Source organism: Paraburkholderia sp. J67 (assembly GCF_905220265.1).
Taxonomy (GTDB): Bacteria; Pseudomonadota; Gammaproteobacteria; order Burkholderiales; family Burkholderiaceae; genus Paraburkholderia.
The window spans coordinates 303564-327211 of sequence record NZ_CAJMZK010000006.1; the positions used below are offsets into that span (position 1 = coordinate 303564).

At 65.1% G+C, this 23648-nt stretch carries 21 protein-coding genes; 12 read left to right on the forward strand and 9 right to left on the reverse strand.

What is annotated here, in order from left to right; all coding sequences use genetic code 11:
* Positions 1-10: 10 nt before the first annotated feature.
* A complete protein-coding gene (locus tag U5782_RS14760) occupies positions 11-928 on the reverse strand; it encodes a LysR family transcriptional regulator (RefSeq protein ID WP_322044567.1) in 918 nt (305 codons plus the stop codon).
* A 120-nt stretch (positions 929-1048) separates the two neighbouring features.
* Here U5782_RS14760 and U5782_RS14765 point away from each other — a divergent pair, with 120 nt between their 5' ends.
* Positions 1049-2077 carry an NAD(P)-dependent alcohol dehydrogenase gene (locus U5782_RS14765; protein WP_322044568.1) on the forward strand — a complete coding sequence of 343 codons (1029 nt, stop codon included), beginning with the start codon at positions 1049-1051 and terminating at the stop codon, positions 2075-2077.
* Positions 2078-2199: 122 nt separating this feature from the next.
* Positions 2200-2880, forward strand: coding sequence for a VIT1/CCC1 transporter family protein (locus U5782_RS14770; RefSeq protein WP_322044569.1), 681 nt, complete (start codon positions 2200-2202; stop codon positions 2878-2880).
* Positions 2881-2932: 52 nt separating this feature from the next.
* On the opposite strand, the gene U5782_RS14775 is transcribed toward U5782_RS14770, so the two are convergent.
* Positions 2933-4564, reverse strand: coding sequence for an MFS transporter (locus U5782_RS14775; RefSeq protein WP_322044570.1), 1632 nt, complete (start codon positions 4562-4564; stop codon positions 2933-2935).
* Positions 4565-4723: 159 nt separating this feature from the next.
* On the opposite strand from U5782_RS14775, the gene U5782_RS14780 reads away from it, so the two are divergent.
* On the forward strand, positions 4724-5746 hold the full coding sequence (locus U5782_RS14780; RefSeq protein ID WP_322044571.1) for an Ig-like domain-containing protein: 1023 nt from the start codon (positions 4724-4726) through the stop codon (positions 5744-5746).
* A 74-nt stretch (positions 5747-5820) separates the two neighbouring features.
* Here the strand turns inward: U5782_RS14780 and U5782_RS14785 are convergent, their stop codons facing one another.
* Both U5782_RS14785 and U5782_RS14790 read right to left on the reverse strand, forming a co-directional pair.
* Entirely contained in the window at positions 5821-6255 is a 435-nt protein-coding gene (locus tag U5782_RS14785) for a nuclear transport factor 2 family protein (protein WP_322044572.1), read from the reverse strand.
* Between the two features lie 36 nt (positions 6256-6291).
* Positions 6292-8316, reverse strand: a complete 2025-nt coding sequence (locus tag U5782_RS14790; protein ID WP_322044573.1) for an NADPH-dependent 2,4-dienoyl-CoA reductase — start codon at positions 8314-8316, stop codon at positions 6292-6294.
* Between the two features lie 155 nt (positions 8317-8471).
* On the opposite strand from U5782_RS14790, the gene U5782_RS14795 reads away from it, so the two are divergent.
* Entirely contained in the window at positions 8472-9065 is a 594-nt protein-coding gene (locus U5782_RS14795; RefSeq protein WP_322044574.1) for a PadR family transcriptional regulator, read from the forward strand.
* 42 nt (positions 9066-9107) lie between these two features.
* Here the strand turns inward: U5782_RS14795 and U5782_RS14800 are convergent, their stop codons facing one another.
* Positions 9108-10070 carry a D-glycerate dehydrogenase gene (locus U5782_RS14800; RefSeq protein WP_322044575.1) on the reverse strand — a complete coding sequence of 321 codons (963 nt, stop codon included), beginning with the start codon at positions 10068-10070 and terminating at the stop codon, positions 9108-9110.
* Between the two features lie 291 nt (positions 10071-10361).
* On the opposite strand from U5782_RS14800, the gene U5782_RS14805 reads away from it, so the two are divergent.
* The 5 genes from U5782_RS14805 (at position 10362) to U5782_RS14825 (ending at position 15853) form a co-directional block, all read left to right on the forward strand.
* Positions 10362-11120, forward strand: a complete 759-nt coding sequence (locus U5782_RS14805) for an SDR family oxidoreductase (protein ID WP_322044576.1) — start codon at positions 10362-10364, stop codon at positions 11118-11120.
* A gap of 51 nt (positions 11121-11171) precedes the next feature.
* Positions 11172-12491 (forward strand): MFS transporter, encoded by a 1320-nt coding sequence (locus U5782_RS14810; RefSeq protein ID WP_322044577.1) that lies wholly within the window; start codon positions 11172-11174, stop codon positions 12489-12491.
* A gap of 9 nt (positions 12492-12500) precedes the next feature.
* Entirely contained in the window at positions 12501-12911 is a 411-nt protein-coding gene (locus U5782_RS14815) for a VOC family protein (RefSeq protein ID WP_322044578.1), read from the forward strand.
* Between the two features lie 70 nt (positions 12912-12981).
* The gene (locus tag U5782_RS14820) at positions 12982-14244 is read left to right on the forward strand and encodes a citrate synthase (RefSeq protein WP_322044579.1); all 1263 of its coding nucleotides are present in this window, start codon (positions 12982-12984) and stop codon (positions 14242-14244) included.
* Positions 14245-14980: 736 nt separating this feature from the next.
* On the forward strand, positions 14981-15853 hold the full coding sequence (locus U5782_RS14825) for a DUF535 family protein (protein ID WP_322044677.1): 873 nt from the start codon (positions 14981-14983) through the stop codon (positions 15851-15853).
* 66 nt (positions 15854-15919) lie between these two features.
* Here the strand turns inward: U5782_RS14825 and U5782_RS14830 are convergent, their stop codons facing one another.
* Positions 15920-16612 carry a DUF3304 domain-containing protein gene (locus U5782_RS14830; RefSeq protein ID WP_322044580.1) on the reverse strand — a complete coding sequence of 231 codons (693 nt, stop codon included), beginning with the start codon at positions 16610-16612 and terminating at the stop codon, positions 15920-15922.
* Between the two features lie 175 nt (positions 16613-16787).
* Between U5782_RS14830 and U5782_RS14835 the strand changes: the two genes are divergently transcribed.
* From U5782_RS14835 to U5782_RS14845, 3 genes are all read left to right on the forward strand, one after another.
* A complete protein-coding gene (locus U5782_RS14835; RefSeq protein ID WP_322044581.1) occupies positions 16788-17387 on the forward strand; it encodes an NUDIX domain-containing protein in 600 nt (199 codons plus the stop codon).
* A 46-nt stretch (positions 17388-17433) separates the two neighbouring features.
* Positions 17434-17730, forward strand: a complete 297-nt coding sequence (locus tag U5782_RS14840; RefSeq protein ID WP_322044582.1) for a YciI family protein — start codon at positions 17434-17436, stop codon at positions 17728-17730.
* Between the two features lie 220 nt (positions 17731-17950).
* A complete protein-coding gene (locus U5782_RS14845) occupies positions 17951-19696 on the forward strand; it encodes a putative bifunctional diguanylate cyclase/phosphodiesterase (RefSeq protein ID WP_322044583.1) in 1746 nt (581 codons plus the stop codon).
* Positions 19697-19781: 85 nt separating this feature from the next.
* Here the strand turns inward: U5782_RS14845 and U5782_RS14850 are convergent, their stop codons facing one another.
* The 3 genes from U5782_RS14850 to U5782_RS14860 form a co-directional block, all read right to left on the reverse strand.
* On the reverse strand, positions 19782-20570 hold the full coding sequence (locus U5782_RS14850; protein ID WP_322044584.1) for an FRG domain-containing protein: 789 nt from the start codon (positions 20568-20570) through the stop codon (positions 19782-19784).
* Positions 20571-20694: 124 nt separating this feature from the next.
* Entirely contained in the window at positions 20695-21996 is a 1302-nt protein-coding gene (locus tag U5782_RS14855) for an MFS transporter (RefSeq protein WP_322044585.1), read from the reverse strand.
* Positions 21997-22053: 57 nt separating this feature from the next.
* Entirely contained in the window at positions 22054-23529 is a 1476-nt protein-coding gene (locus U5782_RS14860) for a M20 family metallopeptidase (protein WP_322044586.1), read from the reverse strand.
* Positions 23530-23648 lie beyond the last annotated feature (119 nt).

Sequence of the window (23648 nt, forward strand, 5' to 3'; positions counted from 1 at the left end):
CACAACATCCTCAAGGTCTGAACACCGACGCTTCACGCGCCGCGAGTTCAGCCAACGCATCGACCGCCACTTTGACCTTCGGCTGGAGATGCCGCGTCTTTTGCCAGATCGCGTGGATCGGCATCGTCGTCGACAGGCTCGGGAGCACCTCGCGCAGCGCGCCCGAACGCAAGCCCTCTTGCGCGAGCCAGCCCGGCAGCTGAGCCAGGCCGCAGCCCGCGAGGCACGCGCACAGCAGCGTGTCGCCGTCGGTCAGTTCGTGGCGCGCGCGCACATCGAAATAAGCTGCTTCGTGGTCGCTCCCGGCATCGGCCAGCAGCCAGCCCGAGCGCACGCTGCGCCGCCAGCCGATCAGGCAATCGTGCGCGAGCAGATCGTCTCGCCGCACCGGTTCGCCACGCCGCGCGAGGTACTCCGGCGCACCGCAAATGAGGAGCCGCTGCTCGCCCAACTTGCGCGCGACGATATCGGGAAACGCATCGAGCGCGCCGATACGCACCGCCAGATCGACGCCCTCGCTCACGAGATCCACCGCGCGATCCTGCAGGGTGACGGCCAGATCCAGACGCGGAAATCGCTGTGTCAGGCTCAGCAGCGCCGGCATGATGTGACGCCGGCCAAAGGTCGTCGGCAGGTCGATGCGCAGGCGGCCGATGGGTTGCTCGTGCCCGGTCGACAGAAACGCTTCGGTCTGGTCCAGCTCTTCGAGAATGCGCCGGCAGGTGAGCAGGAAGGTCTCGCCCGCCGTGGTCAGGTCGATGCGTCGCGTGGTCCGGTGCAGCAGTTGCACGCCGAGCCGCGCCTCCAGCCGCGAGACGCTCTTGCCGACGGCCGACCCCGTGATACCCAGCGACTCGGCCGCAGCCGTAAAGCTGCCGCGATCGACGGCGGCAACAAACTCGCGGATTCCGGCAAAACGATCTTCCATGGCGATTCTGGACTGAGAGGATGGAATGTCTGGAATCTTATCGCCTAACTCAACTTCATTGCCGAAATTAGACTGTGCAGCACGATGGCAGCCGCCGTCGCAGCGAATGTGAGGTTTGAAATGAAGGCTTGGCTACTCAACGATTTTGGTCTGGAAAACCTGCAAGCCGGCGAGGTGGCGACGCCCACACCGCAGCCGGGCGAGTTGCTGGTGAAGGTCGGCGCGGTCTCGCTGAACTTCCGCGACAAGGCGATCATCGACGGCATCTACGAGCCCGCGCGCGTGCCGAGGCCGCTGATTCCCGTGTCGGACGCGGCGGGCACCGTGGTCGCCATCGGCGACGGCGTGACGCGCTTCAAGGTTGGCGAGCGTGTGAATTCGACGCTCTATTCGCGCTGGATCGATGGCGCGCCCGGCCCCGATGAACCGGCATACTGCCTCGGCATGCCGCTGCCGGGCGGGCTCGCCGAATACATGATCATTCACGAAGACAGCGCGGTGCCCGCGCCCGCCTCCATGAGCGACGAGGAAGCCGCCACGCTGCCGATCGCCGCGTTGACCGCGTGGTACGCATTGAACGACGTCGGCCATCTGCAGGCGGGGCAAACCGTGCTCGTGCAGGGCACTGGCGGCGTGTCGATCTTCGCGGCGCAGTTCGCCGTCGCGCAGGGCGCGCGCGTCATCGTCACGTCGAGCAAGGACGAGAATCTCGCCAAGGTCAAGGCGCTGCTCGATAGCGACAAGGTCGAAGGGATCAACTACCGGACGCATCCGGACTGGTCGGCGAAAGCGCTCGAACTGACCGGCGGTCTGGGCGCGGATATCACGATCGACGTCGCGGGCGGCAACGGCATCAACCAGTCCGTTGCGGCGACCCGGGTGCAGGGCGTCGTGGCCCAGGTGGGGTTCCTCACGGGCCAGACGTCGGCGCTCGATCTGATGCCGCTGATCTTCCGGCAAACGACGCTTCGCGGCATCGCCGTCGCGCCGCGCACATCCTTCGAGCGCATGAACGCGTTCCTGAATACGCACAGGCTCCAGCCGGTCATCGATCGCGTCTATCGCTTCGACGAGGCCGTGCAGGCCTTCGAGCATCTGGCGCGCGGCCCGTTCGGCAAAGTGGTGATCAAGGTCGGCAGCGACGCGTAAGCGCTCGGGGCCTCGTGCGAGCACCCGTCAGCGAGCCATGCGACGCAATGGCGTATCTTCTGCCCATAGCCGCCCCGGATACGCTATCGAACACCCGCTCGTCACCTCTCGCACGAGGCCCTATGAACACCCGTCCGTCGCCCCGGCAAGCCATACCCGAAAAGCGCGAGCCCATCCTGAACGCGGTCGACCGCGTGACCGAACTGTGCTTTGGGCTCTTCATGGCGTTGACGTTCGTGGGCGCCATCAAGGCCGTCACCGCCGATGAAGATGCTGGCCGCAAGCTGTTCCTTGCCGCGCTCGGCTGCAATCTCGCCTGGGGCCTTGCCGACGCCGTGATGTATCTCGTTCGCACGCTCGCGGATCGCGGCCAGCGCCTCACACTCGCCCTGACCGTGAAGCGCGAACCCGATCGCGCAACGGCCGTGCGGGCATTGCGCGACGCCTTGCCGAAGGCATTGGAGCCGCTTGTCGACGACGACGAACTGGAGCAGATCCGCGCACGCCTTGCCGCGGCCGCCACGCTGCCACCGCGCGCGCGACTCAGACGCGATGATTTTCTGGGGGCGCTCGGCATTTTTCTGCTGGTCGTTGCGTCGACCTTTCCGGTTGCGCTGCCGTTTCTTCTCGTGAGGGATCACACCACGGCGCTCGTGATCTCGCGCGTGCTCACGCTCGCGATGCTTTTCACCGCGGGCTTCGCGCTCGGGCGCTACACCGGTGCGGGCGCCATGAAAGCCGGCTTCGCCATGACGCTGCTCGGCGTGGTGCTGACGGCAGCGATCATCGCACTCGGTGGGTAAGCGATTTCTGTCGATGCAGGGCTTCGCCCATATTATTTGGAATCCGAATCATCTACCGTTTCTGAGGCAGCACAGTGGCCGCTGCGATCGCTGCTCCGGCAAACGCACATACAGCCGACACCGCGGCAACGGCGCGCATCGCGTCCGTGATGGCGTCCGCTTCCGCACGCTCGACCAGCGCCGCGTGTGGCGCATCGGCTTGAACCGATCCGCCCCCGCCCTGCCCATCCGGCTCCAGCAACCTGGCCGTCCCACGTGCGTCCTGTGCCACGTGCAACGCGTCGAGGCGCGCCGATAACGCCGCGTGATGCGTCCACACGAATACGATGCCCAGCACCGCGATGGCCAGCAGGCTCGCCACGCGCGCCACCGCATTGTTGATGCCGGACGCGACGCCGGTGCGCTCGCTCGACACCGAGGCCATGACAACCGTGGTCAGCGGCGCGACGGTCATGGTCACGCCCAACCCGAGCACGACGAGCGCGGGGAAAAATCCGGCCCAATAGCCCAGTCGCACGAACGGCAGCGCCAGCAGCGCGAAGCCAAGCCCCGCAATGCCGGGGCCCACCGTCAACAGCGCGCGTGAACCAAAGCGGTTCGTCAGCCCGCCGGTCAGGCGCGAGAGCAGGCCCATCGCGACCGGCACCGGCAGCAGCGCCGCGCCCGCTTCAGTCGCGCTGAAGCCCTGCGCGCGGATCAGCGTGAACGGCAAAAAGAAGAATGCGCCGCCAAGCCCAAAGTAAAGCAGCAGCGTGACGAGATTGGCGGCAGTGAAATCGCGCGAGTGGAACACGTCGAGCGGCATCATCGGATAAGCGCTGCGTGACTCGATCATCACGAAGACCGCAAGCACGAGCACACCCGCGCCAATCGGGCCGAACACCAACGGACGCGCGAAGCCGAGCGCGGATGCCTCGGTCAGCCCGAAGGTGAGCGCGGCGAGCCCCGCTGCCGCGCTCAGCGCGCCGGGCCAGTCGAGCTGTCGGGGGGCATCGGCCTTGTGGCTGTTGGGCACCGACGCCAGGGCGAGCGCAATCGTCAGCACGGCGAGCGGGACGTTGAGAAAAAAGATCGCGCGCCACGAAAACGCGTCGACGAGCCAGCCGCCCGCGACCGGCCCTACCGCCGAGGTGATCGCGCCGACTCCAGCCCAGGTGCCGATTGCGCGGCCTCGCGACGCGTCGTCGAACACCGCGCCGATGATCGCGAGGCTGCTGGGCACGAGCAGCGCCGCGCCCACGCCCTGGACCCCGCGCGCGGCGATCAGCGCGAACGCGTTGGGCGCGAAACCGCAAGCGGCCGATGCCAGCGTGAAGAGCACGATGCCCGCGACGAACACCGTGCGGCGCCCGAGCCGGTCGCCCATCGATCCGCCCACCAGCACGAGTGAGCCGAGAAAGAGCAGATACGCGTTGACGACCCACTGCATCGCCGCGACGCTCGCGCCCAGTTCGCGCTGAATGGCGGGCAGCGCAACATTGACCACCGAGCCGTCGATAAAGGCCATGCTCGACCCGAGGATCGTCGCGGCGAGCGCGAGGCGCTTGCGTCGACACGGGCGGTCGACGATGGTGGGCTGCGCGTGAATCACGAGCTTGTCGCACGGGCTCGCCTGCGCGGCGATGACGTGCGCGGCCTTCGGGGCGTTGTCGCGGAGATCCGGCTTGGCCAAGGTCGCTCCCATGCGGGTCGTCGGCGGTCAGCAGAGTCTGTTCGCGCGGGCGGGCAAGGTCAAGGGCTGGTTCAAGGGCTGCGAGCCCGCCCGACGGCGCCTAAATTTGCGGGTTTCGCTGCCGATATGCAGTCTGGGACGTATCATGCGTCGCCAATAACCGATAAAACGATGTCCCGCCAGTCACTCGCTACCGCCCTCATTTCGATCGCCCCGATTTCGATTGCCCTGATGCAACTCGCCGGATGCGCGACACAACCCGCCCAGCAAGCCTCCGAGCCGCCCTACCTAGGACCGCGCATCACGCTGCGCGCCGCGCCCGGCGCAGCGGCGCCCGGCGCGGCCGCGCTTGCCGATCGACCGGGCGCCCGCCCGCTCGGCGCCATCGCCTACCTGAACGCGCGACGCGCGGAGCTGGGTTTAGCCACGCTCGCCGCGGACCCGCTGGTGGCCAAAGCGGCGGCGGCCCACGCCTCCTATCTCGAAGCGAATCGCACGGCGGGCCACGAGGAAAATGCAGGGCTGCCGGGCTTTTCCGCGGCCGATGTGACTGCACGCGTGCGTCTGCACACGCAGACATCGGGCGCGAGCGAAGTGTTCGCCGTCTATGGCGGACAACGCGCGCCGGAACTGCCCATGGAGGAGATTTTCGATTCGCCCTATCATCGCGGCGCCATGCTCTACGACTGGGCCCGCGCAGGCGAAGCGGTGGCTTCGGGCAATAGCCAGGTCATCGTGGTCGATTTCGCCGATCCGCATCCCACGATCGGCGCAACCGAACTCGTCGCCTGGCCCTATGACGGGCAGAAGGACGCGCCGCTCGCGTGGCAGGACATCGAACAGCCGGACCCGATGGGCCCCGACACGCGTTACCGTGGCGCCGTGCTCGGCTACCCGATCACGCTCTCCGGCGGCACCAACGCGCACATCGAACTCGCCACGTTCGACCTTCGCGACGGACACGGCAAGAAGGTGCGGTGCCAGATTGCGCCCCTCACCGCTGCCGATGCCGGCCGCAATACCGCCGTCTGCACGCCGTTCTCGCCGCTGCGCCCTCAAACGACTTATACGGTGCACGCGACCGGGCGGCTCACGCAGCAATTCGGCGTGGCCAATGCGCCCTTCGATCTCCGCTGGTCTTTCACAACAGCGGCGACGCATCCGCGCGCGTGGCTTCAGCAACCTCACGCCTGACCGGGCGACGCACGTTTTTTTGAACGTAGCGTCGGCCTGTTTCCCGCGTTCGCTTTTGTCAGACCTCGCTTTTATCAGACCTTATAAGCAGGCAGAAACTGCGCAAGACGGGTGCCCATTTCCGCACCCAGCGTCTGCAAGGCGTTGAACGGGCGGATCATCACCTCGAAGTCCACGATCCGCCCCGACTCGTCGAAGCGGATCATGTCGATGCCCTTGAGTTGCTTGTCCTGCACAGTGGCGCTGAATTCGAGCACGATATCGAGGCCATCGGCACTGCTGAACTGGCGATGATAGGTAAAGCCCTCGAAAATGGTGATCACGGTGCGCAGCGCCATCAGCAAGGCAGGCGCGGGGCCGTACGGCTTGAACGCCATCGGCGAGCGGAACACCGCCTCGGGATGAACGATGGACTCCAGCCTGCCGAGGTCCTTGCTGGCCACCATCTCATGCCAGATCGCGAGGGACCGCGCAACGGCGGGCGGCAGGTTCAGTGCGGCGTCATTCATAGGTACTCCGAATTGAAGGAAGGTTGAACACCACGTTCAAAGCGAGGCGGCGAGCAGCGTGCCTTCGCGGATAGCCCGCTTCGCGTCGAGCTCGGCGGCTTTCGCGGCGCCGCCAATCACATGGACCTGACGCCCGGCGGCCTGCAACTGATCGGCCAGTTCGCGCAGCGGCTCCTGTCCCGCACAAACCACCACGTTGTCCACGGCGAGGGTTTGGGGCACACCGTCGACGCTCACGTGCAGTCCTTCGTCGTCGACGCGCTGATACTCCACCGCGGAAGACATCCCGACCCCTCGCGCCTTCAACGCCGTGCGGTGAATCCAGCCCGTCGTCTTGCCGAGATTCTCGCCCACCTTCGACTGCCGGCGTTGCAGCAGATGCACGCGGCGCGCAGCCGGACCCACCGCTGCCCGGCGCAGTCCGCCGCGTTCGGCATAGTCCGTGTCCACGCCCCATTCGGCGAAGAATTTTTGCGGGTCGAGGCTCGCGGACTCGCCCTCATGCACGAGGTATTCGGCCACGTCGAAACCAATCCCGCCAGCGCCCACGATGGCGACATTCGCGCCTACCGGCTTGCCGTCGCGCAGCACGTCAAGATAGCCCAGCACCTTCGGATGGTGAGCGCCTTCGATGTGCAGTTCGCGCGGCAGAACGCCGGTCGCCACCACGATTTCATCGAAGCCCTCACGCTGCAGCTGTTCGGCGCTCGCGCGCACGCCAAGACGAAGCTCAACGCCGCTCAATTCGATCTGGCGGCGGAAGTAGCGCAACGTCTCGTAGAACTCCTCCTTTCCCGGCACTTTTTTGGCAATGTTGAACTGACCGCCGATCTCCGCGCTGGCCTCGAAAAGCGTCACGGCATGGCCGCGGCCGGCCGCCGTCACGGCACAGGCGAGACCGGCTGGCCCCGCGCCCACGACGGCCACGCGTTTGCGCTGCGCGGCGGGCTGGATGACGAGTTCGGTCTCGTGGCAGGCGCGCGGATTGACGAGGCAGGACGTGACCTTGCCCGCGAAGGTGTGGTCGAGACAGGCCTGATTGCAGCCGATGCAGGTATTGATCTCGTCGGCGCGGCCCTCGCGGGTCTTGCGCACGAAGTCGGCATCGGCGAGGAACGGACGCGCCATCGACACCATGTCGCACACGCCATCCGCCAGCAGTTGCTCGGCGAGTTCGGGCGTATTGATGCGGTTGGTGGCGACGAGCGGCACCGAGACCTTGCCCATCAGCCGCTGCGTGACCCAGCCCCACGCGCCGCGCGGCACCTTGGTGGCGATGGTGGGCACGCGCGCCTCGTGCCAGCCAATGCCGGTATTGATGATGGTCGCGCCCGCCCGCTCGATGGCCTGGGCGAGCTGGATCACTTCCTCCAGGGTCGAGCCGCCTTCCACCAGATCGAGCATCGAGAGCCGGTAAATGATGATGAAATCGCGGCCGACGCGCTCGCGCACCCGGCGCACGATCTCCACCGCGAAGCGTATGCGGTTCTCGTAGCTGCCGCCCCAACGGTCGGTGCGATGATTGGTGCGCATCGCAATGAACTCGTTGATGAGGTAGCCCTCGGAGCCCATGATTTCCACGCCGTCGTAACCCGCGTGCTGGGCGAGCGCGGCGCAGCGAACGAAATCGTCGATGGTGGCTTCCACCTCTTCGTCACTCAGTTCGTGGGGTGTAAAGGGATTGATCGGCGCTTGCAGCGCACTGGGCGCAACCAGGGTGGGCTGATACGAATAGCGCCCGAAATGCAGGATCTGCATGGCGATCTTGCCGCCTTCCGCGTGCACGGCGCGCGTAATCACGCGGTGCTTCCCGGCCTCCTCCTCCGTCGTCAACATGGCGCCGCCGTGCATGGGGCGCGCGCGTTCGTTCGGCGCAATGCCGCCCGTCACGATCAACCCCACCTCGCCGCGCGCACGCTCGGCGTAAAACGCGGCCATGCGCTCGAAGCCATTCGGGACTTCCTCCAGGCCAACGTGCATGGAGCCCATCAGCACGCGGTTCTTCAGGGTCGTAAAGCCCAGGTCGAGCGGATTCAGAAGGTGGGGATAGTGATTTGTCATGTTTATGCAACTGGTTGCATGAAGGTGCGGTCGATAATGCAACCAGTTGCATAGAGAGTCAAGCGGATGCGAGAATTTCGAAAACCTCCTCTATATCGCTCACTACCAGGCCAACTGGCCGGCTTATTGTTCCGCTTATTGTTCCGATTAATCCGATGTCACTTCCGCACGCCTTGCTCACCGCGCTGGTCGAACGCTCCTGCTCCGGATCGGAACTCGCCGCGCGCTTTGACCGCTCGATTGGCTATTTCTGGCACGCGACCCATCAGCAGATCTACCGCGAACTGGCGCGTCTGGAGGAGGCCGGTCTGATCGAGTCGCTTCCTGAAGCATCCACGCGGGGACGCAAGCGCGCCTATCGGGTTCTGCCTGCCGGGCGCGATGAGTTGAGGGCCTGGATCCCTCAGGAGGATGAACCCGCCGCGCTGCGCGACGAGTTCATGGTGCGGCTGCGAGCCGAGGCCGCAGTCGGCCCCACGGGCCTGGACAAGGAGATCCAGCGCCGGATGAGCCTGCACGAGGAAAAGCTCGCTAACTATCGGGAAATCGAGCAAAGAGACTTCGCCATCGAGCCGCAGGATCGTGAAACCGCCCTGCAACATTTGGTTCTGCGAGCCGGCGTTCGCTACGAGGAAAACTGGCTGGAACTACTCAAGGAGGCGTTGGCGGCGCTGCGCAAGCCCGCTGGGACGTCGAAAGCGGGCCGTGGAAAATCAGGGGCTTCCGCTAACAAGAGGACAACGAAATAAGCGCGTCCGTGCATGGCTTCGCACCGGACGCGCTCCCTCGCCTTAAACCGGATTGAACGCAGGCGCGCCGTCGAGCACGGCCGCCACGTTATCGAGCGCCGTGAAGCCCATCTGATCGCGTGTCTCGATCGTGGCGCTCGCCATATGCGGCGTGAGGAACACGTTATCGAGGCCGGCGAAGCGCGGGTCCACATTCGGCTCGCCGCGGTAGACGTCCAGGCCCGCGCCAAAGAGATGCCCCGAGGTCAGCGCCGCGTAAAGCGCGTCCTCGTCCACGAGACCACCGCGCGCAGCGTTCACGAATACCGCGCCTTGCGGCAGGCGAGCGAACTCCCTGCTCGTCATGATCGGCGCACCGCCGCCCGGCACGTGCAGCGTCAGCACCTGGCTGTGCGGCAGCATCGCGTCGAGACTTTCGTAGAACGTCGCGCCGTTTTCCAGCGCGGGCGCAGCGCGCTGAATATCCGTGTAGATCACGCGCATGCCGAACCCTTGCGCGCGTCGCGCCACCGCGCGGCCAATCCGCCCGAATCCGACAATACCCAGCGTCTTGCCATTCACGCGCGTGCCGAGCATGTCGGTCATGCCGAACGATTTGCCCCAACCGGCGCGCATGATGCGCTCATATTCCGACGCGCGACGGCACGCCGCCAGCACGAGCAGCATCGTGAAATCCGCGGTGCATTCGGTCAGCGCATCGGGCGCGTTCGTCACGACGATGCCGCGTTCGCGCGCCGCCGCCACGTCCAGATGATCGACGCCCGCACTCGCATTCGCGATGATCTTCACGGTCGGCGGCAGCGCGGCGATGTGCTCGGCCTGAAGCCCCGACTTCTTGCCGATCAGCACCGCGGGCACCGCGTGCTTCGCGCAGAAGTCGACCACTGACCACGAGTCCATATCGGCGTCGGTCACATAGGCATGAAATTGCGTTTCTGCTCTTTTCGCCACGGCGGCGGGAACCCTGCGTGCGACGAGCAGCCTGGTGCGATGATTGTCCGGCATGGTGCTTTCCTTTGGTCGAGAGACGTCGAGAGACTACGAAAGCGCACGCCAGCGCGTCAATCTTGATTCAATCAATCAACGCATGCATCGCGCGTTTTGCCCCTTAAATAACGGGTCGACCGCGCGCGCCCCAATCCTGCGCACCTCCAACACCTCATCGGGACAATCCCTGATGGGCGCCCCGGCTGGAAAGCCCTTTGATGTTGATTCAACCAATCAAGATTGCCCGGCCTGGTACGCGAGTGCAATTCTTTTTCCGTACTCAACCGAATATCGACGAGAGGACGGGAAATGCCAGCATCGAAACCCATTGCAGCAGTCACAGGCGCGGGTTCCGGCATCGGCCGGGCCGCGGCCATTGCGCTCGCTAAAGCCGGATTCACGCTAGCGCTGATCGGGCGCCGCATCGAGCCCTTGCTGGAAACGAAGGAAGCCATCGGCGTGATTGGCGGCGAAGCGCAGCCCTTTACCGCCGACGTAACGGATGCCAATTCGGTCGAGCACGCGTTTGCACAGATCTCGCAGTCCTTCGGTCGCCTGGACGTACTGTTCAACAATGCGGGCCGCAACGCGGGCGCGGTGCCGCTCGAAGACTACGAACTCGATCTCTGGAACGACGTGGTGGCCACCAACCTCACGGGCGTCTTTCTGTGTGCACGCGCGGCGTATCGGCTGATGAAAGCGCAGTCGCCGCAGGGCGGCAGGATCATCAACAACGGTTCGATCTCCGCCCATTCTCCGCGACCGAACACGATCGCGTATTCGGCGACCAAGCATGCCGTCACCGGCATCACGCGCTCGATTGCGCTCGACGGACGCGCGTTCAATATCGCCTGCGGGCAGATCGACATCGGCAATGCGGCAACGCCGCTCACCGAACGCATGAACCGGGGCGTGCTGCAAGCGGACGGGCGCACTGCGCCCGAGGCGCGCATGGACGTGGAGCACGTTGCGAATGCGGTCGTGCATATGGCCATGCTGCCGCCCGAAGCCAATATCCTGAACATGACCATCATGGCCACCACCATGCCGTTCGTCGGCCGCGGATAGTCCGCTTGCGCGGACCCATAAGAAAAAAACCGCCCTGACATGGAGACACCGATGAAATACGCAGAGGAACAGCCCTTGGCGGCAGGCACCCAGGCCTACGCACACAGCACGAAACGCACGAAGGTCCGCTATTTCGTGCTCTCAATGCTGCTGGTCGCCACGATTCTCAACTACGTCGATCGCTCCGCGCTGGGAATTGTCGCGCCGGGCCTCTCGAAGGATCTCGGTCTCAACAAGATGCAGATGGGCGAGTTATTCGCGGCCTTCGGCCTCGCCTACTCGATCGCGCTCGTTCCCGGCGGCGTGCTGACCGACGTGCTCGGTTCACGCGTGGCCTATGCGCTCTCGCTCGTCGGCTGGTCGTTCGCGACGCTCACGCAAGGCTTCGCGAACGGTTATCACATGCTGCTCGGATCGCGCCTCGCCATGGGCGCGCTCGAAACGCCGGCCTTTCCCTCGAACACGCGCGCGGTCACGTTGTGGTTTCCGGTACAGGAGCGCGGCTTCGCCACGAGCGTCTACGTGATGGGGCAATACGTGGGCACGCCGCTCTTCACCGGCTTGCTGCTCTGGATTTCGTCCGTGTATGGATGGCGTTCGGTGTTTTTCGTCACGGGCGGCTTTGGCATGCTCTTTAGCGTGCTGTGGTATCGCGCGTATCGCGATCCGTTCAAGCATCGCGCCGTGAACGCGGCGGAATTGCAGCACATTAACGAAGGCGTGGCCCCTGCCGCACGCAAGCCGCGCGACAAGTTCAACTGGCGCATGGCGCTGAAGCTGCTCGGCTACCGGCAGATTCTCGCGATCTGTCTGGGCAAGTTCTGCAACAACACGCTGCTGGTCTTCTTCACGACGTGGTTCATGACTTATCTGATCGAAGCGCGTCACATGTCGATGATCAAGGTGGGCATTTTTCAGGCGATGCCGTTCCTTGGCGCGACGCTCGGCATTCTCAGCGCAGGTTTTCTCTCGGACTTTTTCATTCGCCGCGGCGTGTCGGTTTCCACGGCGCGTAAAGCGCCGCTCATCATCGGCACGTTGTTGGGTGCGTCGGTGGTGCTCGTCAATTTCGTCGAGTCGAATGAGCTCGTGATTGCGATTCTCACCGTGGCGTTTTTCGCCCAGGGCGTCGGTTCGATGTCGTGGGCGGCCGTGGCGGAAATCGCGCCACGCCAGTATGTGGGCCTCACCAGCAGCATCACGAGTCTCGCCGCGAATATCGCGGGCGTCACGACACCGCTCATGATCGGCTATATCACGCAGCACACGGGCCACTTTTACTGGGCGCTCAATCTGATGGGAGGCATCTGTCTTGTCGGCACGCTCTCGTATTCCGTCCTGCTGGGCAAGCTCTCCCGGATCGAACTCTAAGGTACTCGCATGTCACACGATAAACGCGCGATTGAATTTCGCTGGGATCATCTGCAACTCTGTTCAGCCGATGCGGAAGCCACCGCTGCCTGGTTCGCGCGTTGCCTGAATGCCGAAATCGTGCGCCGTCCCGGGCGCGTGGATCTGCGCATCGGCGCGATCAACCTGTTCATCACCCCGCTCGCGCACTCGAACACCGTCTCTCCAGCCGATGCCTCGCGGCGCGAAGGCATCGATCACTTCGGCGTCACGGTGGACGATCTCGATGCGGCATTCGCGCATCTCACGCATTGCGAGGCACAGATCGTCGAGCCAATTCGCCAGATCCGCCCCGGTGTGCGCGCGTGCTTTGTGCGCGCGCCGGGCGACGTGCTCGTCGAAGTGCTGGAACGCCGCCCGGCGGAGATGACTTTTCAGTGAAAAGCGCTCAAGATGGGCCGGGTCGCCCATCGGGCACAGCCCGCATTCCCGCATCGCCGCCCATTCCCCTATGCGAAACTGGATCACCCTGACCGAAGCCGCGCGGCAGCTCGGCGTGCAAGCACAGACCGTCTATGCCTATGCGAGCCGCGGCAATATCGCGGTCATGCCCGATCCGCACAACCCGCGCAAAAGTCTTTATCGCGCGGAAGACGTCGCGGTTCTGTGTCGCAAGAAACAGGTCGGTCGCAAGCGCGAGGCGCTGGCCGCGGGCACGATTTTCGGCGCGGAGCCATGCATCTATAGCGGCATCACGACGTTTTCCAAGGGACGTCCGTACTATCGCGGACGCGACACCTTGCGCCTCGCGGAACACGCCACGCTCGAAGAAGTCGCCACGTTGTTGTGGAACGCGCGCGCGCCGATCGTGTTTCCCTTCGATGCCAACGAACCGGCGCTGCACGGCGAAGCACGCGGCAGGCAATGTGCGTTCACATCGCTCGCGGCGCTCGCGGCCAACGGCCACTCCACCCTCGGGCGCACCGACAAGGCCTTGCACGTAGAAGCCGGCCAACTCGTCGCAACCGTCGCGCAGGCGTTTGGCGCGTGCGGCGACGGCGCGGCCGCACCGCTTCACGAACGGCTCGCGCACGGCTGGGGCCAGCAGGCCGAAGGCGCCGCTTTGATCCGCAAGGCGATGGTGCTCGTCGCCGATCACGAAATCACCAGTTCGGCGTTTGCCGCCCGCATCACCGCTTCCACGGGCGCGTCGCTGCCCGGTTGCCTGCTCACGGGTCTCGCAACCTTTTCGGGCCCGCTTCACGGCGACGCATCAGGGCGCGTGCGCGCCGTATTCGACGACGTGACCCGGCTCGGACCGGACCAGGTCGTCACCCATCATCTTCAGTCGGCCATTCCCGTTCCCGGCTTCGGCCACCATCTCTATCCGGACGGCGACCCGCGCGCCGAGGCCCTGCTCGACGCATTGAACCCGCCGGCCGAACTCACGGCGTTCATCGCCAAAGTGGTGCAGCTCACCGGCCTCAAGCCCACTATCGACGTCGCGCTGGCGGCGCTCGCGGCCCAGTTGAAGCTGCCGCGCGACGCGGCGTTCGCCTTGTTCGCCACGGCCCGCAGCGTGGGCCTGCTCGCACACTGCATCGAACAACTGCGCGTGGGCAAGGTCATCCGCCCGCGCGGACGCTATACCGGTCCCGCGCTTGAGGACGCGCGCGCGACGCCCACCGCCCCGGAAGAAGTCAGCGCAATCGACGAACAAACCCTGCAGAAAAATCGCCTTTTCATGGTCGGCGGCAATCCGCGCAAGACGTAACCCGGGCCCCCCCTGCAGAATCCGCCACGCAGCGTCACCCTTCTGTCAAATGCAAATGATTTGCATTTATTACACGACACCGCTATCCTTGCCGCCCAGCAACCTTGCATTGGGCGCAACACTTTGCGTGAGCAGAGCCCAGCGGGCGTTCATTCACTACGGCTACGAAGTAATGTCAACGTAAGAAATAGCGAATACGTTGAAAAATAATCAGTAATATTGCGTAACACCTAGAAACATTGCATAATCCGGCAGCCTCGATGCGATTGCCGCTAGAATGCGCGCTTTAGCTCTCCGAATGACAACTGTGTGACAGCGAGATATGAAAGCGCATTGTCAATCAGCGAACGAATCCATCTTTGTTGATAAGGAATGCGATTTATTTGCATGCGCACTTCGACTCGTCAGTACGGGCCGATCTTCGATGTCTGACAGCCGCGAATTGAATCACCGTTACGCTTGATCCCGCATCGTCCACGCGATAGCGATCCGGCAATTATTTAGCCATCCAGATAATTTAAGTTTATTTTCTCGCAGCCACTCCTTTGAAGAAAAGCTCGCTGGCAGTGGCTACTGAATTATCGCCGGGTGCCTGCACGCTCGCTCTATTCCCGGCAAATCAATAAGTTCGTGGCCCATGAAGTCAATTCTTGAATTTTTCCGCCTGCTTTCCAGATCGATTCCTGGGCGAGCGCCTCAAGACCTCTTCCGGAAAATCCGTGTCCTGATGTACGCGATGCTCAATCCGCTCGCGGCCCAGATCTGGTTGAAGGCACTGACGACGAATGTTCTGCTTGCGGATAAGGCGATCCGCAGCCGTCGCTTTCTCGAGCGGCCTTTTCATTGTTTTGGCCAGGCCAACATGCCTGCCCGCGCGCGCGCCGAACTCCTGCGCAATCATTTTCGGGTGGTCCGCGAACTGTTTGGTGAAGATCGTGCGCGCAGGCTCTACCTGAATACGGAACACGTGACCTTGGCGTCCAGCGGTGGATTTGCGCTCGTGGTGAGCGAGCCGGTGCGCTGCTGGCGCGAAGGTTTGCTGAGCGTCGCGTGGCGCGACACGGTTAGCAACGTCGATCTGGCTTGGGCGACCGTCAGCTTCGAACAGCATCCCGAATCGGGCAAACGGGGCGTGCTGATCGGGGGCCTGCAAGGCCCCGCCGGCGCGGATCGGGAGCGCGTGCGCGAAGCCACGCGTGCATGCCACGGCTTGCGCCCGAAGGCCGCCGTGATGGAAGCGATTGGCGAGTTCTGCCGGCTCGCCGACGTGGAGATGCTGACCGGCGTGACGAAGAAGACGCACGTTTCCTCCGCCACCGACGTTCGGTTTAGCGCGGACTACGACGGCTTCTGGGGCGAGATGGGCGGTGTCGAGACCAATGGGCGCTTCGTGCTGCCGCTGCGCCCGTATCACCGCGATATCAGCGAGGTTCCGTCGAACCGTCGTGCTGCCTTTCGCCGCCGGCAGACGCTGATTGCGGATGTGCTCGCGCAGATTGAGCAAACCGTGGGCGAAGGTCTGACGGCGAATATGCCGCTATCTCTTCCGGTTCACGCCAGGGCCCATGACCCGCTGCCGGAACTTGTCGTTGCGCTCGCAACGGGTTAACAGGAAGCGGCCCTTGCGTGACGGTCATGGGGGACCCCGTTGCGGGGCCCGCGCACGGGTGCCTCCTCAATTCCACTGAGCAGGTTTCTTGCGGCCGTAGAATGGATTGGGTATTTCCTTCAGGCAGGACCGACCGGTCAGTTTGGGCTGCTCGTTGCGTTTGGCGATGTCGACCTTCACCGGTTGGCCGTCCACAGAAAAATCCATGTCACCCTCAACACGCCCGTCAGGAAAGAAATGCAGCAGTAGCCCACCGCTCTTGTCCTTGACGGGCGGTCGCGTAACGGTGATTTCCCCCTCGCACCACGCGATACCCGGTTCAGTTTCCCGATGGGTGTACGGGTCGTAGTTATTGCTCGATGCGTACACCTTCGCGTCAACAACACGCTCCCACCAGACCTTCATCTTCATCGGCGTCTTCCAGCGGAAGTCCCAGGCGAGACTCGCTCGCCCGCCGGGGCCGCCTTCCCATTGCGTATCGGACTGAGGCGTGGCTCTCGCGCCATCGGCACTCGCCGCATCGTCGAGGCTCTTCGCGTCGGGCGGCAAGAGATAGACGTGGTAAATATCGTAGTCGGTGTAGTTGTACGAACCCGCCGTAATGATGTCGATATTCGCATCGTCCCACTTGCTATCGGCACTCGTTCCGAAGCTGACCGTCTGACCACCAGTCGCACCGCGACTGCATGCCGAAGCCGCTAACGTCAGCACCATCAGCGCCGCAATCCACGCGCGTTGAGTTTTCAATTTCGATTTCATAGATCCTGATTGGTGGCCGCGCGAAGCCATTAGAGCAGGTGGTCCGCACGCAGACAAGTCAGTCCGGCTTCGACCACGGTTGCACGAAATTTCTTGAACATGCACGAGTCTGCACGCTATCATGCGGCGATCAGCCTGTCTAATTTCCCCTTCCGATCCCCGTCTGGAGCCCCCTGTGACTTCCACCCAAGACCGCGTCCGCATCGTCGACACCACCGTGCTTTCGGACAACTGGTATGTCCTGCGCAAGGTCACCTTCGATTACCTGCGTCGCGACGGCAGCTGGCAGCGCCAGAGCCGCGAGACCTACGACCGCGGCAACGGCGCGACCATCCTGCTGCACAACCCCGCCACCGGCAACGTCGTGCTCACGCGCCAGTTCCGCATGCCCGCCTTCGTCAACGGCCATGACGGCATGCTGATCGAAGCCGCCGCGGGTCTGCTCGATCAGGCTTCGCCAGACGAGCGCATCCGCGCCGAAGTCGAAGAGGAAACCGGCTATCGCGTGCGCAATCTGCGCAAGGTGTTCGAGGCGTTCATGAGCCCCGGCTCGGTAACGGAAAAACTCCAACTCTACATGGGCGAGTACGACGACTCCACGCGGATCAGCGAGGGCGGTGGTCTCGCGGAAGAAGGCGAGGATCTCGAGGTGATCGAAATGCCCCTGAGCGAGGCGTTGGCCGCGATCGAGCGCGGCGAGATCGTCGATGGCAAGACCATCATGCTGCTGCAACACGCGGCATTGCAGGCAATGGCAACGAGCCGGGCGAGTTAAGCGCGCGCCGCTACAATCCCCGCCACCGACTTTGAAGGATGCCCGCATGTACATCGTCTCGCTGACCTATACCGCCTCGCTCGATCGCATCGACGATGCCCTGCCCGCGCATCGCACGTTTCTCGACACGCAATTCGCCGCCGGCCACTTCATCGCGGCAGGGCCGAAGCTGCCGCGCGATGGCGGCGTGATCGTCGCGTCGAACATGGAGCGCGCACGGCTCGACGCCATCCTCGCCGCCGATCCGTTCGCGCAACAAGGGCTCGCCGCCTACACCGTGACCGAATTCAAGGCCACGCGGCTCGCGCACGGTCTGAACCTGCCACGCCCCGAGGCGCAGTAAGCCCGCGCGGCGGGCGTAACGTAACGCGCACGCAGTAGGCATCGCGCGCGTTACGTAATGCGTGCATCCCGCCAGCGTCCTTCAGTCCGTTGCGCGCGCATCGGATATGGCATGGCTTCTGCTTCGTCGCTGCTCATCACGACGAGGCGACGCGCGCCGCTACGCCCGGCGGCGCGCGCGTTCGCACTCGTTCGCTCTTGCCCTAGCGCACAGGACTTCGATGAGCACGCCCAGCGTCTATGAATCGGCCTTTCTCGCCGCGCCCTTCGGCGCGTTCCTGTGCCGCCCCGACGGCGTCTTCGCGCGCGTCAATGCGGCCTACGAGCAACTGACCGGCTACCGCGAAGCGGACCTGATCGGCCAGCGCAAATTCCTCTCGCTGCACGACCCCGCCGAGTTGGCACGCCGCGTCGGCTCATTGCCCGGCGCGGGCGCAAGCGCCGTCGAACAGTTTCGTGGCGAATGGGCCTACGTGCGGCGCAACGGCACGCGTGTGCCGGTCTCGCTGGCGATGGCGCCGCTCACGGGCGCACTGGAGACGCAGTATGCCGGTCACTATGTGGGCATCGCCGTGGACACCACGCGTCACGCCCACGCCGAGGCGCGCCTCTGGTACGTCTCCAATCACGACAGCGCGACGCGCCTGCCCAACCGCGAGCTCTTCCTCGAACGACTCGACCTCTCGCTCGCGCGCAGTCGCCGCAGCGGCGAGCCGCTCACCGTGCTCGTGATCGAAATCGACGATCTGCACAAGACGCGCGAAGCCCTTGGCCCCGAAGGCGCCGATCTCGCGCTCGAATACGCGGGCGCGCGGCTGCGCCGGCTCGCGCAGGCGCTGTGCGGCGATTGTCCGATGGGCTTCATTGGCGGCGATCAGTTCGCACTCGCGCTGCCGGGCCGCGGCGACGAGGCCGAAGAGATCGCGCAGGCACTGATGGAGGCCTTCGCGCAAGGCGACGATCCCGTGCATCCGGAACGCGAGGCGCGCGAACCCGGCAAGCGCCGCGCGTCGGTGAGCATGAACATCGGCACGGCGCTGCATCCCGCCGACGGCGACGATGCCGCCACGCTCGTGCGGCGCGCAGGCGTGGCCGTTTCCGAGGCGCGCCGCACGGGGCGCAGCCAGGTCTGCCGCTTCCTGCGCGCCCAGGAGCAGCGCGCGACGCGGCAACTCGAACTGGAAAACGCGCTGCGCCACGCAATCGACGCCCGCGAACTGTTTCTGCTCTATCAGCCGCGCGTCTCGCTACAGACCGGCGCCATCGTGCAATCCGAGGCCTTGCTGCGCTGGCGTCATCCCGCGCACGGGCTCGTGAGTCCGGCCGAGTTCATCCCCATCGCGGAGGAAGCCGCGTTGATCGACACCATCGGCGCGTGGGTCATGACGACCGCCTGTCGGGAAACCGGCCAGTTGCAGCGCCTCGCGCGCACGCTGCCGAGGGTGGCCGTCAACGTGTCGCCGCAGCAGTTCGGCAATCCGCAATTCGCGGCGCAGATCGAGGCCGCCCTGGAGCGCGCCGCGCTCGCGCCCGATCAGCTCGAAATCGAGATCACCGAAAGCATGCTGTTCGCCGATACGGGCTGCACGGTACGCACGCTGCGTGCGCTGCGCGCGCTCGGAATCGAAGTGGCCGTGGACGATTTCGGCACCGGCTATTCGAATCTCTCGTGGCTCGCGAGCCTGCCGCTCAGTCGCCTGAAAATCGAGCGCTCGTTCGTGTCGAAGATGGCCTCGGACCCGCGCAGCGAAGCGCTGGTGGGCGCGATCATCTCGATGGCGCACGCGCTGGAACTCAAGGTGACGGCCGAGGGCATCGAGACCGCTGAGCAAGCGCAACGCTTGCGCGAGCTGGGCTGCGACGAGGCGCAGGGTTTCTGGTTTTCGCGGCCGGTTTCGTTGCAGACACTGCGCACGTTGCTCGCGCCCGATCCGCGTTTGCTCGCGGGCGGGACGTGCGCGGCTTGAGTGGCTTGAGCGGCGTTTTCGATGCATTTCGAAGCAGGCGATGCGCACGCATCGCCGCGCGCGTTCAGGCACCTTCACGGCACCTTCACGGCGCCTGCATCATCCCCGACCAGACGATTTCCAGTTCCACGGCAATCGAGCGGGCCAGCCCGTCGAGCCCCGGAAACAGCGAGGCATTGGTGATGTTCATGCGATACAGCCACTTCATCGCATCCATGCGCAGGCTCGCGGGCAACACGATCTGATGCAGCAGTTCCTCGTTGGTCTCGTAGCCGTCGAGGATCGCCTGCAAGGGCTTGTCGATCACGCCCGGCAACACGAAGGTGCCCGACTGCGCCACCAGCCGGTCGTCCATTTCGGACGGCTCGCCCGACCAGAGAATCTCATGCGTGTTGCAGAAGAAATAGCGCTCGAAGTGACCCGGTGCGCGCGGATCGATCACGTCGCGCGTGAGCAAGGGATCGCTCTTCGGGCGCGCGCGGTTGTTCCAGAGCGCGGGCGTGTTGAGCGCATAGACGGCGGCGTCGCCGGTCGCGCGTTCGAGCGCGAAAAAAGCCGCCACGAACGGGCTCTTGGTGAAGTCGAGCAGACGCGTGGGTGCGCCGTGGTGCTGCATCAGCGCGAGACAGCGCAGATCGTCGGCGAGGATGTCGGGATGCGCGAGAAAGTTATGCGCCTTGCGGCGAAACACGCGAATCGCGCGCTCCTCGCGCGCGCGCCATTGGCTGTGGTCGTCCACGTAATCGCGCATATAGCGTGAGAGCGAGCTTTCCAGCCGCCATTGGGCATTCTGCTGCCCGCGAAACGCCCAGCCGTCGAGCTGAGTCGTCAGCTCCATGAACTGGTTCCAGTCGGTGAGTTGGGTGGTCTGCATGCGTATGTCTCCCGGCGGCGCGGCGCCAGGCGTCGATCCGCCCGGCACGCCGCCTTTTCCGTCAGACAAACTATCACACCGACCGTTACATCGTGAAGTCTCGCACCTTCACGTCGCGCACGCCTCAAGCAGCGGCGCGGCGCGCGAGCCCATCGCCCGGCACACGGCTCACCCACGCAAGCGCCGCGAGGCTGATCGTGGCCGTGAGAATCAGGTAGTAGCTCGGCGCGCTCTTGTCGCCGGTCGCGCCCAGCAGCCAGGTGACGATGGCCGGCGTGAAACCGCCGAACACCGTCACGCCCACGTTGTAGCCGATCGCCATGCCCGTGGCGCGCGTGGCGGCCGGAAAGATCTCGGCCATCAGCGCGGGCAGCGCGCCGAAGTAGATCGACTTGAGCAGCGCGAGCCACGCGATCAGCACGAAGAGCGGCGCAGCGCTGGCCTGCGAGGTGGCCCATGCGAAGCCGGGATACGCGGTGAGCGCGAACAGCAGCGCCACCCACGTCATCTGGCGGCGACGGCCGATGCGATCCGAGAGGTGCCCCGCGAACGGCGTGACCACCGTGAGGATCACGCCGCCCACCATCGTCGCGCCGAAACCGGTGGCCGCGCCCAGATGCAGGTCGCGCATCGCGAAGGTCGGCACGTATTGCAGCAGATAGTTCACCGCCGTCGAAACCGTCAGCAGTCCGATCGATACGAACACGAGGCGCTTTTGCCGGGCGAACACTTCGCGCACGGGCGATTCGGTGCGCGCGGCGTGCGTGAAGTCTTCGGCATCTTCGATGAAGCGGCGCAGATAAAGCCCCACCGGCCCGATCAGCAAGCCGAAGAAGAACGGCAGACGCCAGCCCCACGCGGCAAGATCGGCGGCGGGCATGCCTTTGGCGAGACCGTAGCCGAACGAGGCCGCGAGCAGCGTGGCAAGCCCTTGCGTGGCGAACTGCCAGCTCGCGATAAAGCCGCGCCGATGCGGCGCATGTTCGATCAGCATCGCCGTCGACGCGCCGAACTCGCCGCCCGCCGAGAAGCCCTGAATCAGGCGCGCCGCCAGCACCGCGAGCGGAGCGGCCATGCCGATCGTCGCGTAGTCGGGCACCAGTGCGATGATCGCCGTGCCGAGCATCATGAGACTCACGGAGAGCATCAGCGCGGCCTTGCGCCCGCGCCTGTCGGCGTAGGCGCCCAGCACCATGCCGCCGAGCGGGCGCACCAGATACGAAGCGCCGAATGCGCCGAAGGTCAGCAGCAGCGAAGCGGTCTCGCTCGCGGCCGGAAAGAAGTGCTTGCCGATGAACACCGCAAAAAAGCCGTAAATCGCGATGTCGAACCATTCGAGCGCATTGCCCGCCGAGGTGGCGACGACGATCTGCGTGAGGCTCGGCCGCCGTTTGCCAGGCTGCGTGGTGGACGGTGTCGTGGTCATGATGGTCTTCCCGATGTGCGTGAGCGTGGGTAGCGAATAACGGCTGGCGTTGAGCGGCTAGCGTGGGCGGGCAAGACGGCGCGCATCGTCGCCCAGGTCGTACCAGAGACCCGCCATCACGGCGAGCGCCTCGCGTGCGACGCTGCCGAGCAGATGCTCGTTCGGCGCGTGCTGCGCGCAGGCCGGATACGAGTGCGGCACCCACAAGGTCGGCAGGCCGAGTGTTTCGGCGAACACGTCGTTGGGCACCGTGCCGCCCAGGTTCGGCAGCAGCGCGGGCTTCTTGCCGGTGCTCGCGCGCAGCGAGGCGAGCGCCCAGTGGACCCAGGCGTCGTCGGGGTCCAGACGCGTGGCGGCGGAGGTCTGCGTGACGCGCACCTGCACTTCGCCGAAACCGAGTCGCGCAAAGTGCGCCTGGAGATGCTCGCCCACGCGCAGGTAGTCGGTGCCCACCACGAAGCGCAACTGGCAGGTCGCGTGGGCGCGCGGCGGAATCGCGTTGACGGGCGCGTCGGGATTGCCGGCCTTGAAAGCCAGCACTTCGAGCGTGTTCCAGCCGATCACGCGTTCCGTGGGCGTGAGGCCCGGCTCGCCCCAGTCGGCGTCGATGGCGGGGGCGTTCTCGTCGCCGCCCAGTTCGATGTCGGCGAGCGCGGCGCGCACGCTCGCCGATATCGGCGGCGGACGCAGCCCGTCGACGGCGATCGCGCCGTGCCGGTCCACGAGGCTCGCGATCGCATGCGAGAGCACGATGGCCGGGTTGCGCAGCGCGCCGCCCCAGTTGCCCGAGTGATGCGCGCCTTCGCGCAGGTCCACGCGCAGCTCGAAGGTCACGCCGCCGCGCGAGCCGAGAAAGAGCGTCGGGCGTTCGGCGCTCACGCGCGGGCCGTCCGAGGCGATGAAGACATCGGCGGCCAGGGCGTCGCGGTGCGCCGCGCAGACTTCGTTCAGGCCCGGCGAGCCGATTTCCTCGCCGGTCTCGAAGATCACCTTGACGTTGTAGCCCAGCTTGCCGCCGCGCGCGGCAAGCACCGCAGCGAGCGCGGCGAAGTTCACCGAATGCTGGCCCTTGTTGTCGGCGGTGCCACGGCCGTACCAGCGGTCGCCTTCCACGCGCACTTCCCAGGGCTTGAGCCCGTCGCGCCATTGTTCGTCGTAGCCGCGCACCACGTCGCCGTGGCCATAGGTCAGCACGGTGGGCAACGCGGGATCTTCGATGCGCTCGGCGATCAGGAACGGGGCGCGGGCGTCGTTGGCATCGGCTTCAAAGGCCGGGTTCGCGACGACGCGGCTCGTGAAACCCAGCGCCGCCAGCGCGGGCGCGATCTCGTCGTTGAGGTACGCGGCCAGCGCGCCGCTCTGGGCCGGGTTCTGGCTCTCCGAGCGAAACGCGACGCGGCGTTCGAGATCGTGCAGGAAAGCGCCGCAATCGTAGCGTCCGAGCGCCGCCGCAACGGCTTGCTCGCGCGGCCCGCCAGCCGCGAGGATCGCGGGTTGCACGGGGTTCTGCTCAATCGTCTCTGTCGCGCTCATGGGGCTTCTCTCGTTTTGTCCGCTGTGGAAATCAGCGGAATGAGCCCAGTCTATGAACGTCAAAAATTCGCAACAATTTCAAATTTTGCGGATAGCATTGCCAAAACGGCAACGCAACG

Bases quoted from the DNA above. Each gene is read 5' to 3' on its own strand.
- U5782_RS14760 (WP_322044567.1), bottom strand. From the start codon at position 928: ATGGAAGATCGTTTTGCCGGAATCCGCGAGTTTGTTGCCGCCGTCGAT.
- U5782_RS14765 (WP_322044568.1), top strand. From the start codon at position 1,049: ATGAAGGCTTGGCTACTCAACGATTTTGGTCTGGAAAACCTGCAAGCC.
- U5782_RS14770 (WP_322044569.1), top strand. From the start codon at position 2,200: ATGAACACCCGTCCGTCGCCCCGGCAAGCCATACCCGAAAAGCGCGAG.
- U5782_RS14775 (WP_322044570.1), bottom strand. From the start codon at position 4,564: ATGGGAGCGACCTTGGCCAAGCCGGATCTCCGCGACAACGCCCCGAAG.
- U5782_RS14780 (WP_322044571.1), top strand. From the start codon at position 4,724: ATGTCCCGCCAGTCACTCGCTACCGCCCTCATTTCGATCGCCCCGATT.
- U5782_RS14785 (WP_322044572.1), bottom strand. From the start codon at position 6,255: ATGAATGACGCCGCACTGAACCTGCCGCCCGCCGTTGCGCGGTCCCTC.
- U5782_RS14790 (WP_322044573.1), bottom strand. From the start codon at position 8,316: ATGACAAATCACTATCCCCACCTTCTGAATCCGCTCGACCTGGGCTTT.
- U5782_RS14795 (WP_322044574.1), top strand. From the start codon at position 8,472: ATGTCACTTCCGCACGCCTTGCTCACCGCGCTGGTCGAACGCTCCTGC.
- U5782_RS14800 (WP_322044575.1), bottom strand. From the start codon at position 10,070: ATGCCGGACAATCATCGCACCAGGCTGCTCGTCGCACGCAGGGTTCCC.
- U5782_RS14805 (WP_322044576.1), top strand. From the start codon at position 10,362: ATGCCAGCATCGAAACCCATTGCAGCAGTCACAGGCGCGGGTTCCGGC.
- U5782_RS14810 (WP_322044577.1), top strand. From the start codon at position 11,172: ATGAAATACGCAGAGGAACAGCCCTTGGCGGCAGGCACCCAGGCCTAC.
- U5782_RS14815 (WP_322044578.1), top strand. From the start codon at position 12,501: ATGTCACACGATAAACGCGCGATTGAATTTCGCTGGGATCATCTGCAA.
- U5782_RS14820 (WP_322044579.1), top strand. From the start codon at position 12,982: ATGCGAAACTGGATCACCCTGACCGAAGCCGCGCGGCAGCTCGGCGTG.
- U5782_RS14825 (WP_322044677.1), top strand. From the start codon at position 14,981: ATGCTCAATCCGCTCGCGGCCCAGATCTGGTTGAAGGCACTGACGACG.
- U5782_RS14830 (WP_322044580.1), bottom strand. From the start codon at position 16,612: ATGAAATCGAAATTGAAAACTCAACGCGCGTGGATTGCGGCGCTGATG.
- U5782_RS14840 (WP_322044582.1), top strand. From the start codon at position 17,434: ATGTACATCGTCTCGCTGACCTATACCGCCTCGCTCGATCGCATCGAC.
- U5782_RS14845 (WP_322044583.1), top strand. From the start codon at position 17,951: ATGAGCACGCCCAGCGTCTATGAATCGGCCTTTCTCGCCGCGCCCTTC.
- U5782_RS14850 (WP_322044584.1), bottom strand. From the start codon at position 20,570: ATGCAGACCACCCAACTCACCGACTGGAACCAGTTCATGGAGCTGACG.
- U5782_RS14855 (WP_322044585.1), bottom strand. From the start codon at position 21,996: ATGACCACGACACCGTCCACCACGCAGCCTGGCAAACGGCGGCCGAGC.
- U5782_RS14860 (WP_322044586.1), bottom strand. From the start codon at position 23,529: ATGAGCGCGACAGAGACGATTGAGCAGAACCCCGTGCAACCCGCGATC.